The organism is Veillonella sp. KGMB01456 (assembly GCF_023051165.1).
GTDB lineage: Bacteria > Bacillota > Negativicutes > Veillonellales > Veillonellaceae > Veillonella_A.
In genome coordinates this window covers 65,624-78,655 of record NZ_JALKIG010000009.1, presented here as the reverse complement: position 1 = coordinate 78,655, position 13,032 = coordinate 65,624, and the positions used below count along the sequence as shown (strand labels likewise).

The window sequence follows — 13,032 nt, the reverse complement described above, 5'->3', positions numbered from 1 at the left end:
AGAAAGACCCTTATAGGGTCAGAGCAAACCACCCGTTCTACGGGTGGTTATGATTAGAGCTGAGAGACTCTATGAGAAAGGAACGATGAATATTATGAGTATGAAACCAGTAAATGATACACTAAAATTGATTGGTAACACACCTGTATACCAAATTGGAGATTCTAACGTTTTTGTTAAATTGGAAAAATACAATGCCGGCGGCAGTGTTAAAGACCGTGCTGTTTATGGTATGTTACGCGACGCTCAGCAGAAAGGTTTAATTAAACCTGACACTATCTTGGTAGAAGCAACGTCCGGTAATACCGGTATCGCCCTTGCTATGCTCGGTGCTGTTTTAGGTATTAAAGTTGTAATCTTGATGCCTGAAAGCATGAGTAAAGAACGTCGTGAATTGGTAAAAGCTTATGGTGCTCAGTTAATTTTGACTCCAAAAGCAACCGGCATGAAAGGTGCTTTGGCTAAAGCTCAGGAAATTCTTGATGCTAACCCAAGTGCTGTAACTTTGGGACAGTTCGTAAACCCTGCTAACCCTGGCATTCATTACGAAACAACAGCTACTGAAATTATTGAACAAGTTCCTAATGTGGGCATCGTTGTTGCCGGCGTAGGTACAGGCGGTACTTTCACCGGTGTGGCTCGTAAATTGAAAGAACATAATGCTAATGTGAAAGCTGTTGCGGTTGAACCGGCAGGTTCCCCAATGATTTCCGAAGGTAAAGGTGGCGCTCATAAAATCCAAGGTATCGGTGCCGGTTTCATTCCTGAAAACTTCGACCAATCCCTTATGGATGAAGTTGTAACCGTAACTGATGATGATGCTATCGCTCAAGTACAGACTTTCATGCGCGAAAGTGGTATCAGCATCGGTATTTCTGCCGGCGCAGCTATTAAAGCAGCTAAAGATTTAGCCGCTAAAAACCCTGGCGTGCCTGTAGTAGCTATTGCTCCGGACGGAGTTGAAAAATACTTATCCATGCTTGAATTTGATGATGTTGAATATGTAAAAGCCTAAGCATCTGACGATATAATCGTTCGGGGGAACGACCATAAGTTGACTTAGGTTTAGCTTGAAGAGAGATGAACGGCCAGCTATATGGCCATAGATATTTAGGGGTTGGGGGAATACCGGCCGGGAGGATGTATGAAAGAACTTTGGCAAGCGATTCGCTATAATATTAAGCGCGTTATGGATTCAGATCCGGCTGCCACATCAGTATTGATGGTATTGTGGACCTATCCGCATATAACAGCTTTGTTCTGGCATTTCTTTGCCCATCGTTTGTATAAACATGGTTACAAATTATTGGCCAGACGCGTGGCACTGCATTCGCGTAATGCGACGGGGATTGAAATCCATCCGGGCGCACAAATCGGTAAAGGTTTATTCATTGATCACGGCATGGGTGTCGTAATTGGTGAAACTGCCATTGTTGGCGATAATGTAACCTTGTTCCACGGCGTAACATTGGGCGGCATGAGCTCAAGACGCGTGAAACGCCATCCAACGGTCGGTGACGACGTGCTTATCGGTGCCGGTACTAAAGTACTGGGCGACATTATGGTAGGCAGCGGTAGCCGGATAGGCTGTAATCTGGTTATCAAACGTGATGTGCCTGAGAATGTGGTCATCTATGAAACGGAACCTGAAAACATCGTTGTTCGCAAGATTCGTTCGACGATTCATTTGGTGGACAGCCATTCACGCAAACATATGCCACGGCATAAAGTAGCCTTCACACCAAAGAATATGACCGACGACATGGCTTGGTTCATTTAAAACAATATATTTTACGTTATATACAGATATCGGCCGTATATAACGTAGGCATTATTATTGTAAAAATATATGTGGATGTGACAATCTCGTTTTAAATGAAACAGCTTGACCGTCAGGCTTTGATTTGGTTGAAATTATTCCCCAAACTGCAGCGGGGGCTGGGTTTGGGGAGTTGACAAAGAAGGGAAGAAATCGAGTTTTACACTAACAACTTATCCTATGGCAACAAGTACTAAAGCGAGTACTAAACGAATTATCATACTTAAAACTTACTAAACAAACTTACCACAAAAGTTTATATACCGGAAAAGAGGTTTGAAGTTGAGCACCATGGCTCATCTTCAAACCTCTTTTTTGTAATTATTGAATTTTTATCAGGCCGTAAAAGGCGCTTTATTCCTTATCGCCATACGTATCAATAAGATAATCCATGGCTTCGATATAGCCTTTAAGACCATGGCCTTTGATGGTTTTTTCAGCATATTCGCTTACATAGGAGAAATGACGGAAGCTTTCCCGTTCATCGGGATTGGAGATGTGCACTTCCACCGTAGGGAGGCCAATCGCTTTTAAGGCGTCAAGAATAGCTATTGATGTATGCGTATAAGCGGCCGGATTGATAATGATGGCTTCGGCGTCATTATGGGCCGCCTGAATTCGGTCTACCAAGCTGCCTTCGTGATTACTCTGATAAAAACTAACCGCGATATGACGCTCATGAGCATGTTGGCGAATCATTTGGACGAGCTGTTCATACGTTTCAGAGCCGTAAATATCCGGCTCTCTTAAACCTAACAGATTAATATTGGGGCCGTTAAGAATTAAAATGTGCATGATATTCCTCCTCAATCTGAGCAGCTCCGGTATCCGGATCGTTTATGTCAAAACTACATTGTGAAAAGGCTTCGTACAGCGGTTCTCTTACAGTATATAAAGATTCTAAGCGCTCCAGCCCCCCCTGTGAAAGTGGACGACCGTCAACGGCTAATTTCTCAAGGGGGCGGCGAAGCCAATAGATGCGGCCGTTTTGGCGCAAAATAGGATAATTAACCGGTTGAGTTACAACGCCGCCGCCGGTGGCAATAATGGCTCCGGTGGTTTTGCAAAGTTCGGCCAAGAGGGCCGTTTCTTTTTTACGAAATTGGGCTTCCCCATAGGTTTTAATATATTCGCCGGGGTGACAGTACCGTTCTTCAAATACATCATCACAGTCGATGAGCGGTCGCTGTAAGCGTTCCGCGAGCGCAGTGGCGATAGTTGTTTTGCCTACACCGGGCATGCCGATGAGAATAATATTTTCCTGAGCATGACGCATTTGACGAATGATAGCTTCCGTTGCTTCCGGTGGAAACTCTTTTTGCATGAACAGCTTAGCTGCCGCTACCGCCTGTCCTACAAGCATGGGGAGACCATCGGTATAAGGAATGCCGCGTTGCTCCGCTTCTATAAGAAGGGCCGTGCGATAAGGATTATAAATCACATCGGCTACGCCTTTGAGTTTAGGAAAATCATCCAATGAAATTAAGCTATCCGGGCAATTCGGAAAAGTACCGACCGGCGTGGCATTGATGAGTACATCGGCATCGGCCCCGTAGCTTTTGGCGTCACTATAAAAAGGCGCTGTTTTACGGGAAAGGTGGCTAATCTCTTTGGCTCCCAAATCGGTTAGAGCCACATGAATCGTATGGGCTGTAGCGCCGTCTCCCAAAACAACTACATTTTTATCTTTAACAGTAATACCGGCTCGCTCCAGCATATATATAAAACCGTCATAGTCCGTGTTGTGACCGTACCAGCTGCCGTCGGCTTGACGGACCATGGTGTTGACGGCCCCGATATGTTTGGCCGCGTCAGATAAAGTTTGGCAGGCGCTCATGACGTCTTTTTTATAAGGAATGGTAACGTTTAAGCCCTTCAGTTCGGATTGACTTAAGAAGTCGGTTAATTCGTGAGAAGCTCGTTCGTACAGTACATAGTCGGGATTGCCGAGAGCCTTATGAATTTGTGGCGAATAGCTGTGCCCCAAGGTTTTGCCCAAGAGGCCGAAAGGGGTCAGCGTAGATGTATGATTCATAATAATATCCTTTCCGTTCATTGGAAATGTGTATTTCGGTACCGACTATAATAGTTAGTCGAAAATTAGGAAAATAGTAGTTTGCCCGTAATTAAATTTTAGGCTCTTATCAATCAAGTTTAATAGTGTTATCTAAGAGAAAATCTAATAGGACTAAGGCGGTGACAGCTTCAACAACCGGTACGGCACGAACGGCGATGCAAGGATCATGACGACCTTTAATCTGTAAATCCGTATTGGCAGCTGCTTCATAACTGAAGCTTGGCTGTACTTTGGCAATAGAGGCAGTCGGCTTCATGCCCACTTTGAGAACGAGCGGCATGCCGTTGGTAATACCGCCTTGGATGCCGCCGCTATTATTATTTAAGGTGCGAACTTTGCCGTTTTCTAAACGGAACGGGTCGTTCTGATTGGAACCGCGGTCGAGGCAACCGTCAAAACCGCTGCCGAAAGCAACGCCTTTAACGCCGGGAATACCAAAAAGGGCACGGCTAAGGCGATTTTCAATGCCGTCAAAATTCGGATTCCCAAGGCCCGCCGGCAGACCCGTAGCAAACAGCTCTATAATGCCGCCGGTAGAATCCCCTTCCTGACGCAATTCATCAATATAGGTAATTGCTTTAAGGCGTGCCTGAGAGGATACCATGGCTACGGTTTCGTGGCTTACTTTTTGAAGGGCCGCCATATCCGGTTCGGTGAAGCTCATAGTGGTATCTTGTACCGAGCCAATCTGTTTTAAATGGGCACCTATTTCAATGCCTTTTTGTTTAAGAATTTGCAAGGCAATGCCACCGGCACAACAGAGTGGGGCCGTAAGGCGACCGGAGAAATGACCGCCGCCGCGCATGTCCACTTTTTCACCATAGCGCATGCGTGCCGTATAGTCAGCATGGGATGGGCGCGGTATATCACGTAAATTATTATAGTCCTTAGAATGCTGATTCGTGTTTTCAATATAAAAGGCAAGTGGTGAACCACTGAGTTGGCCCTCTACGAGGCCGCTTAGAAATACGGGTTGATCTGCTTCTTTACGTTGGGTGGTAATTAAACTTTGCCCCGGGGCACGGCGCTTCATAAAGCGGGCCAAGGCCGCTTCATCGACGGTTACACCGCATGGCAGACCATCGACTACGGCGCCGATAGCCTTGCCGTGGGAGGCTCCGAATACAGAAATAGTAAGATTTTTGCCAAAACTTGAACTCATAAGCGTCTCCTGTTTTGAAAGGTTAGATAGTAAATTATTTGGCGTGACCGCCTAATTGATTCCAATGGCTGAAGAATAGCGGATAGGATTTATTGATGGCCTGACTGTCGGTAATCGTAATCGGATCATCGCTGTATAGTGCCATGAGTGTAGCAGCCATAACGAGACGATGGTCATTGTGGGAAGTAACGGTGCCGCCGGTAAGACTTCCGGTACCGTTAATGTAGAGATTATCTCCTTCAATGTGAGCGGTGCCGCCTAAAGTTCTCACCAAATCACGAACGGCTAATAAGCGGTCTGATTCTTTAAGACGCAAGCGTTCACCGTTGATAAACCAGCTTTCCCCTTCGATACTGCAGGCTAAGGCCGCTAAAACAGGTAATAAGTCAGGACATTGTTCTAAATCAACCGTTATAGGGTCAATGGCACGACCTTCACAATGAAGGCGTAACGGCACTTTAATTTTGTCCAATTCATCATCTTCAACAACGGTACCGTCTTCTGTTTGCCATTCCACGGTGGTGCCGGCGCAGTCAACAATATCTAAGATGCGCCGATCCGCCTGCGTCGAATCGGGTTGCAAATTAGTGATGGTAAGCGGTTGGCCGGTGATGGCGGCGGCTACGAGCCAAATGGCACTGTTTGACCAGTCCCCTTCGATGGGATAATTTTCGAGGCCGCGGTAATGTTGCCCTTTGGGAACGGTAAAACTGTTGCCATCATCGGAGGTATAGGCGGTAACGCCAAAATCCGCCATGACATGACGCGTCAACGTCACATAATCGCGGGATTGTAACGGTGTTGTGCTGTTTATTAAAGTATCTTCATCCAGTTTTGGTGAGGCCAATAAGAGGCCGGAAAAAAATTGACTGCTCACATTGCCTACCATTTCAAAAAGCCCACCTGTTAAATGACCGCTAATGGTAAATGGCGGCTTGGCCGCCGAAAAGTTGATGCCATGAGCTTCCAATTGGCTTTTTAAAGGCTCCAACGGGCGATCCGGTAAACGACCGGCTGCGGTTACATCGGTGGTATCACAAATGGCGGAACCTACCGATAAGAGCAAGCGCAAGGTAGTTCCTGATTCGTGAGCATCAATGGTGCCGTGTTTTTGGTTTTCGGGGATGGGTGTGACAGTAACCCCGCTCTCTGTTTTCTCAATAGTAGCACCTAAGCCACGCAAAGAGGCAATAGTGGCGTCAATATCTTCTGAATAGTGCGCAATGAGTAAACTGGACGGGCTGTCCGCCAAAGCAGCGGCAATCAAGGCTCGATGAGCGTGGGCCTTGGCCGGAATGGCCGCAATGGTACCGGTTGGAATGGCTCCGGTTACGGTAACGGATTCAGAATGGACAGTCGCAGTTTTGGTTGCTTCAAATTCAGATGGATTAGTTGGCACCATGGTGTTTTACCTCCTTTATGGCGTAATGGGCTAATTCGCTGTGTGGTATGGTGCGAAGTTCGCACTGCCCCCAACGAGTCGGATAGATAATGGTAATAGTTTGGCCGTGACTTTTTTTGTCATGTAAAGCGGCCTCTAAGAGTTCGTCAATACTGATAGTCGTGTTAGTCGGCAAATTATGAGCGGCCAGTAGATTTAAAAAGTTATTTAATTCGGTTTCACTGATGTGTCCGTTTTTAAAAGCGGCACGCATCATGAGGGCCATGCCGATACTGACGGCCATACCGTGTTTTACGGAAAATTCACTGCAAAGCTCGATGCCGTGACCAAACGTGTGGCCAAAGTTGAGCAAAGCTCTGACGCCCGATTCTCTTTCATCGGCGCTGACAATTTTCGCTTTGGCTTTCACGCATAGGGCGATAATCGCTTCAATATGGGGAAGGTCATCTTGACGTAAAGGATTGGTCATTAAATCAGCCAGTAAATCGGGATAACCGAGCATGCCGTATTTAATGACTTCACCGCAGCCGTTACTGAATTCATCGGCCGCCAAAGTGCTGAGTGCAGTTGGGTCACAGAGTACTAAAATCGGCTGTTTAAAAGCGCCCCACAGATTTTTGCCGGCTTTTAAATTAACGGCCGTTTTACCGCCAACAGATGAATCAACTGCAGCCAATAGGGATGTAGGCATCTGGATATAGTCGATGCCCCGTAAATAGGTGGCCGCCGCAAAACCCGCCATATCACCGACTACACCGCCTCCTAAGGCGATAAGTAAATCCTTACGGGTCAGCGCTTTGGCCGCCATAAATTCCACTAAATCCAATAGTCGGGCAGCATTTTTTTCTGTTTCACCATGAGGGAATACGTATTCATATACCGTATAGCCCGCTGCGGTGAGTTGCTTTTTGACAAGCGCTGCATAATGCGGAGCTACTTGGTCATCACTGACGAGCATGGTCGGGCAGGGGCCCTTAAGGGGCTTAATATATTCTATTATATGTTGTAAAACCCCATCTTCAATGATGACATCGTAGGCAGTGGAGGCTTCTATATGAATACGTTCCATGGTAACTCCTTTTACTGGGTATCAATTAACGGGTCTTAATTAAGCTTTTTGACCGGTAACAATTTCGCGCATAGCGAATACATCTTTGGTGAGGGAAGCAAATTGATCGGGACGTAAAGCTTGCGGACCGTCGCAAAGCGCTTTGGCCGGATCAATATGAACTTCAATCATGAGACCATCCGCACCGCCGCCGGTGGAAGCGAGGGATAAAGGTCGAACCATGCGGCTCATGCCGGCAGCGTGGCTCGGGTCCATAATAATCGGTAAATGACTGAGCTCATGAATCATTGGAATCGCCGTTACATCAAGGGTATTACGGGTTTTCGTTTCGAAAGTTCGAATGCCTCGTTCGCAAAGTACGATTTGTGTATTGCCTTCGCTCATGATGTATTCCGCAGCCATCAACCATTCTTCATAAGTCGCGGATAAGCCGCGTTTTAAGAGAACCGGTTTCTTTAATTTGCCGACCTCTTTAAGTAAGGTGAAGTTTTGCATATTGCGGGCGCCGATTTGAAGCATGTCTACATTATCGAAGTATTGCAATTGGGATGGATCCATGACTTCCGATACGATAGGCAGCCCCGTTTCTTTTTTGGCCAGTTCCAATAAATGCAAGCCTTCAGGGCCCATACCTTGGAAAGAGTATGGCGAAGTACGCGGTTTGAACGCACCGCCACGAAGAATAGTAGCGCCCGCTTCTTTGACCGCTCTTGCCGTTGCCAACACTTGTTCCGGTGTTTCTACAGAGCAAGGACCGGCCATAATAGCGAAGTGGCCGCCCCCAATTTTTACGCCACTTACGTCTACGATGGTGTCTTCCGGATGAAATTTGCGATTAGCTTTTTTGAACGGTTCTTGAATGCGTGTTACTTTTTCAACAAAGTCTAACGATTCAATTTGGCGTTTGTCTACGAGTGAGGTATCGCCGATGAGACCGATTAATGAGTAGTTGTCGCCTTGGCTTGGATGTAACGTAATCCCTTGGGCCTCTAATTTTTGGCGCAACTCTTGAACTTTCTCCGGTGTAGCATTTTCCTTCAATGTAATAATCATAGTAATCTCTCCTCTTTCGTCACTTATGAATATTTGAAAACAGGTTTCGTTCATAAATTCAAATCCTTTACTGCTTGTACAACCTTCGTTGCTTTCAATAATTACTTTTAAGTGATAGTAAAAAAGGAGCTACCCGCGTGCACTACGGGTAGCTCCTTAACTATACTAAGCCTGACAATGATACCGAAATCAGCGTAGCCCAAATAGTCCTTTACCCGTTGCCTGGATAAAGAACCAAAAATAGAAGTATTGGCTGTTCATAGTGCTGATAGCGGTATTCATAATATTGGCTCCTCTCTTAAAGTGATTGCCAACATTATAAACCTAAGTTTCTATTCTGGCAAGTCTTTTTTTGCAAAACATTCGTAAACTTCAGGTAAACTAATTATTTAGTTGATTATGCGACTTATTGCTGAGCTTATTGTAATGATACGGCTTGGCTAAAAAAAGAAAAGCCGGCGATGTGCCGGCCTTCCTGGTTTGGTTGGTAGCGCTGTATTACTCCAAATCATCGAAGTCGAATGCGGCTGCTTTGGTATAATTCGTAACTTTTGCTTCAAAGAAGTCCGTTTTAGTGCTATTGAGGTTGGAGAAACTTTCAATCCAAGCCATCGGATTTTCTTTGATGTCCGGATAGAGATGTTTGAGGCCGATGGCTTCTAAACGAATATTAGCCAAGTATTTGATATAGCGTTCAATCAATACATTGTTAATACCGAGGATTTTGTCATCCGTAATGTATTGGCCCCAAGCGATTTCGTTTTCCGTACCTTGACGGAGCATGTCCGTAAGTTCCGCTTCCAATTCAGGCGTAAATAATTCAGGACGTTCGATGCGAAGCTCACGAATGATGTTTTGGAATAAAACGAGGTGAGTTACTTCATCGCGGTTGATGTATTTAAAGATCGTACTGGTTGCTGTCATCTTGCCCTGGCGTGCCAAGGTGTAGAAGAAGCTGAAACCGGAGTAGAAATAAATGCCTTCCAAGATGTAGTTCGCCATAATGGTGCGAATTAAATTATGTTCCGACGGATCATCGCTGAAACGTTGGTAAATGTCGGCGATGAAACGGTTACGTGCCAAGAGGTGTTCATCTGTACGCCATTCGTCATAAATACGGTCACGGGTAATCGGATTCGTTACGGTGTCCAAAATATAGGAGTAACTTTGGGCGTGAATTTCTTCTTGGAATGCCTGAATGTTAAGCAACGATGCTACTTCGGCAGCCGTAATATAGCGGCTTAAGTTGGGTAAATTTTCACTTTGAATCGAATCAAGGAAATTGAGGAAGGAAATAATTTTGTCAAACGCACGGCGTTCGCTGTCGGTCAAGAACGGGAATTGTTTGATATCTTCGTTCAGCGAAATTTCTTCCGGAATCCAGAAGTTGTTGAGCATGGTACGGTACATCTGCGTTGCCCAGTCATATTTGATGCGGTTCCATTCGCGCAAGTTGGTCGTATTGCCACCAATCATGCTTTCCGTGCCGCGCTCGCCATGTTCGTTAAAAATTAATTTTTTATCCATAATGACATTCACCCTTTCTATATAAGTTGTTGTCTTTAGTATAGCATATTAAAGCGGTTAAACATATGAAATTTACGGCTAACCGGCAGTCATATGTTACTGTTGAACCGTTGTAAAACATCGATTAATTGAGGCTTTATGTTGTTCGTATGACTGCCGGTCACTAAACCGCTTATTGTTTTAGTTTAAATCAGGAAGAACAGCTGGTGCATTCGTCCATTTCGAGGGACTGATTGCGGATGTAGTAAATCGTTTTAACACCCTGTTTGTACGCTTCAATGTAGAGGTTAAGGATTTCTTTGGCCTTAACTTGCGGTGTAATGTACAAGTTGAAAGATTGAGCCTGGTCGATGTGACGTTGGCGGGCAGCACAGGCACGAATACTCCATTGTTGGTCAATCGTGTGAGCTTCTTTGTAGAGCCAGAAGGTGGAGTTATCGAGATCAGGGGCCGTTTTCGGCGTGAAGCTGCCTTTCTTTTCTTCGATGAAGAATTTTTTGAAAATAGGGTCGATGCCGGCTGTGGTGTTAGCGATATTGGAGGTACTGCCGGTTGGGGCAATCGCCATGAGATAACCGTTGCGCATACCGTATTTAGCTACATCTTTGCGCAATTGTTGCCAACGTTCGGATGTATAACCGCGGCGCTCGAAGTAAGCACCGGTTTCCCATTCGGAACCTTTGAAAGCAGGGTAGGCACCTTTTTCTTTAGCCAATTCCATGGATGCTTTAATTGCGTAGTAGGCAATGTTTTCAAATAATTTGTCCGCTGTTTCGATGTGTTCTTCCGATTCCCACTGAATCTGATGACGCACCAAGTAGTGGTGGTAACCGCTCGTACCGAGGCCGATGGCACGGTATTTTTCGCTGGTCATCTTAGCTTCCGGTACCGGGAACTGGTTGATGGAAATAACATTATCGAGCATGCGAATTTGAAGGGCTACATTTGCTTCCAATTCTTCGTCCGTAATTCGACCGAGGTTAATGGAGTTAAGGTTACATGTTACCATGTCGCCCGTAACCGTTTTAGTTGTGATGCTGCCGTCCGGATTAATCACTTCTTCGCTGAGGTTGGTGAAACCAACGTTTTGCGCGATTTCGTGGCACAAGTTGGAGGCATAAATCATGCCCGCATGTTTATTCGGGTTGGCGCGATTCGCTGTGTCGCGGAAGAAGATGAACGGCGTACCGGTTTCTACGGCACTGCGCATGATTTTTTTCATCATATCCAAAGCGCTGACCTGGATTGGGTGGAGATCCGGATTGTTTTCACAAAGGAGATAATGTTCGGTGAAGGCTTTATTGTTTTCGTCTTCATCGTAAAAATCTTCCAAGTTGAAGCCCATCACTTGTTGTACTTCATGTGGATCGAAGAGGCTGAAGTTTTCACGAGCCAATAAACGTTCCATGAAGATGTCCGGAATGGCAATGGCAGGGAAAATATCGTGTGCTTTACGACGATCGTCGCCGTTGTTGGTACGAAGTTCTACGAATTCGTAGAAGTCTTTATGCCAAATATCAAGCGTTACGGTAGCGCCGCCTTTACGTTTGCCGAGCTGATCTACGGCTACGGCTGTATCATTGTAAAGACGAACCCAAGGGATAACGCCGCCGGAGGAGTTTTTGTAACCGCGAATATCACTGTTCAAGGCACGCACTTTACCCATGTAAATACCGAGGGCACCGCCGTGTTTGGATACGCGGGAGAATTTGCTGTTTACGTCGTAAATAGACCAAAGGTTATCGTCAACGCCGGAGATAAAGCAGCTGCTGAGCTGATGGAACGGCGTACCCGCATTGGCCAAGGTTGGCGTAGCGGTGGTCATTTTTAATTCGCTCATTAAGTCGTAGAATTTTTTGGCAAATTCTACTTTGCGATCCCCTTCGATGAGGGCAAGGTGCATAGCAATCGCCATGAAACGTTCTTGCGGCAATTCATACACTTCTTTGTCGTAACCTTTTACGAGGTAACGATCAGCCAACAATTTAATGCCTTCATAGTTGAAGAGATAGTCGCGTTTAGGTTTGATGTAATCCCCTAATTCTTCCAATTCTTCTTCGGTGTATTGGGTGAGGAAGAAGTCCGCATAGCGCTTAGATTCCACTAATTTTTTTACTAATGCAGGGAAGTTGCCGTAGCCGAACGCTTTATATTTGCGTTGGATGGCCGCTTCTTTATATAAGTCGAAAAGGAACAGGCGGGCTGCCACAAACTGCCAGTCCTGGTTCATGCGGTTAACCATGTTGCCGTAACCGTCGTCTACTTTTTGGATAACTTTTTCGATTGCAGTCTGCACCAAAATTTTCTGAATTTCTTTGGTGCTCATGCCGTCAACGAACTGTAATTTGGAGTCCATTTCGAGTTCGATAGGATCGCAGCTTTCAAGCCCCAAGCATGCGAAGGCAATCATCTTTTTAGTTTTTTCTACCGAGAGCGGTTCGTAATGGCCGTCTCGTTTTTTAATCATAATAGCCATGAATAAGGTTCCTTCCCGTTACAAAGTACTACATTTACACATAAAAATATGGCTCGCAAACAGTGACTTCACTGTATTTACGTAAGCCGTTGATACACTCATACCCTCTAAATACATCTATTTGGTACTATCGATGAGTTGTATTATAAATCAATATCTTGTATACGATATTAGTTATCATATACAAGATACACCTCATTATACTATTTTCCGACGGTGAAAAGAAAGAGGGAAATGTCAATCTGTATTGAATTTTTTGCATATGATGAATGAAAATTTCGGTTGGTGGAATTTAATGACTTGACATTTTAACGTTGTGAGAATGTATAGGGGTGTAAGCGGGTTCACAAGAAATGATGACTTGCTTATGACGTTTGCAAACGGTCAATGAGAATGATGAGAAACTCAATAGTACATGTACTTTTCAGTAATATGGACAAAATGAAG

General features: G+C 45.3%; 10 protein-coding genes. 2 read left to right on the top strand and 8 right to left on the bottom strand.

Features of this window, described 5'->3' with window-relative positions; genetic code table 11:
• Positions 1 to 85: 85 nt before the first annotated feature.
• Both cysK and epsC read left to right on the top strand, forming a co-directional pair.
• Positions 86 to 1,015 carry a cysteine synthase A gene (gene cysK / locus MXE28_RS04375; RefSeq protein ID WP_127057887.1) on the top strand — a complete coding sequence of 310 codons (930 nt, stop codon included), beginning with the start codon at positions 86 to 88 and terminating at the stop codon, positions 1,013 to 1,015.
• A 129-nt stretch (positions 1,016 to 1,144) separates the two neighbouring features.
• Positions 1,145 to 1,780, top strand: a complete 636-nt coding sequence (epsC, locus tag MXE28_RS04370; protein WP_021840117.1) for a serine O-acetyltransferase EpsC — start codon at positions 1,145 to 1,147, stop codon at positions 1,778 to 1,780.
• Positions 1,781 to 2,173: 393 nt separating this feature from the next.
• On the opposite strand, the gene aroQ is transcribed toward epsC, so the two are convergent.
• The 8 genes from aroQ to MXE28_RS04330 all read right to left on the bottom strand — a co-directional run bounded on the left by aroQ (position 2,174) and on the right by MXE28_RS04330 (position 12,585).
• Positions 2,174 to 2,614, bottom strand: coding sequence for a type II 3-dehydroquinate dehydratase (gene aroQ / locus MXE28_RS04365; RefSeq protein WP_156704114.1), 441 nt, complete (start codon positions 2,612 to 2,614; stop codon positions 2,174 to 2,176).
• Positions 2,595 to 3,854, bottom strand: a complete 1,260-nt coding sequence (locus tag MXE28_RS04360; RefSeq protein WP_021841744.1) for a shikimate kinase — start codon at positions 3,852 to 3,854, stop codon at positions 2,595 to 2,597. The genes aroQ and MXE28_RS04360 overlap by 20 nt, the downstream gene beginning before the upstream one ends.
• 109 nt (positions 3,855 to 3,963) lie before the next feature.
• A complete protein-coding gene (gene aroC, locus MXE28_RS04355) occupies positions 3,964 to 5,058 on the bottom strand; it encodes a chorismate synthase (RefSeq protein WP_156704112.1) in 1,095 nt (364 codons plus the stop codon).
• Positions 5,059 to 5,092: 34 nt separating this feature from the next.
• Positions 5,093 to 6,460 (bottom strand): 3-phosphoshikimate 1-carboxyvinyltransferase, encoded by a 1,368-nt coding sequence (aroA, locus tag MXE28_RS04350; protein ID WP_226974607.1) that lies wholly within the window; start codon positions 6,458 to 6,460, stop codon positions 5,093 to 5,095.
• Complete coding sequence (gene aroB / locus MXE28_RS04345; protein WP_021841747.1) at positions 6,447 to 7,529, bottom strand: 3-dehydroquinate synthase; 1,083 nt, start codon at positions 7,527 to 7,529, stop codon at positions 6,447 to 6,449. The genes aroA and aroB overlap by 14 nt, the downstream gene beginning before the upstream one ends.
• 39 nt (positions 7,530 to 7,568) lie before the next feature.
• On the bottom strand, positions 7,569 to 8,582 hold the full coding sequence (gene aroF, locus MXE28_RS04340; RefSeq protein WP_021841748.1) for a 3-deoxy-7-phosphoheptulonate synthase: 1,014 nt from the start codon (positions 8,580 to 8,582) through the stop codon (positions 7,569 to 7,571).
• A 498-nt stretch (positions 8,583 to 9,080) separates the two neighbouring features.
• The gene (locus MXE28_RS04335) at positions 9,081 to 10,109 is read right to left on the bottom strand and encodes a ribonucleotide-diphosphate reductase subunit beta (RefSeq protein ID WP_156704110.1); all 1,029 of its coding nucleotides are present in this window, start codon (positions 10,107 to 10,109) and stop codon (positions 9,081 to 9,083) included.
• A 190-nt stretch (positions 10,110 to 10,299) separates the two neighbouring features.
• Positions 10,300 to 12,585, bottom strand: a complete 2,286-nt coding sequence (locus MXE28_RS04330; protein ID WP_021841750.1) for a ribonucleoside-diphosphate reductase subunit alpha — start codon at positions 12,583 to 12,585, stop codon at positions 10,300 to 10,302.
• Between the last annotated feature and the right edge of the window lie 447 nt (positions 12,586 to 13,032).

Bases quoted from the DNA above. Each gene is read 5' to 3' on its own strand.
- aroQ (WP_156704114.1), bottom strand. From the start codon at position 2,614: ATGCACATTTTAATTCTTAACGGCCCCAATATTAATCTGTTAGGTTTA.
- aroC (WP_156704112.1), bottom strand. From the start codon at position 5,058: ATGAGTTCAAGTTTTGGCAAAAATCTTACTATTTCTGTATTCGGAGCC.
- MXE28_RS04335 (WP_156704110.1), bottom strand. From the start codon at position 10,109: ATGGATAAAAAATTAATTTTTAACGAACATGGCGAGCGCGGCACGGAA.
- aroA (WP_226974607.1), bottom strand. From the start codon at position 6,460: ATGGTGCCAACTAATCCATCTGAATTTGAAGCAACCAAAACTGCGACT.
- aroB (WP_021841747.1), bottom strand. From the start codon at position 7,529: ATGGAACGTATTCATATAGAAGCCTCCACTGCCTACGATGTCATCATT.
- epsC (WP_021840117.1), top strand. From the start codon at position 1,145: ATGAAAGAACTTTGGCAAGCGATTCGCTATAATATTAAGCGCGTTATG.
- MXE28_RS04330 (WP_021841750.1), bottom strand. From the start codon at position 12,585: ATGGCTATTATGATTAAAAAACGAGACGGCCATTACGAACCGCTCTCG.
- cysK (WP_127057887.1), top strand. From the start codon at position 86: ATGAATATTATGAGTATGAAACCAGTAAATGATACACTAAAATTGATT.
- aroF (WP_021841748.1), bottom strand. From the start codon at position 8,582: ATGATTATTACATTGAAGGAAAATGCTACACCGGAGAAAGTTCAAGAG.
- MXE28_RS04360 (WP_021841744.1), bottom strand. From the start codon at position 3,854: ATGAATCATACATCTACGCTGACCCCTTTCGGCCTCTTGGGCAAAACC.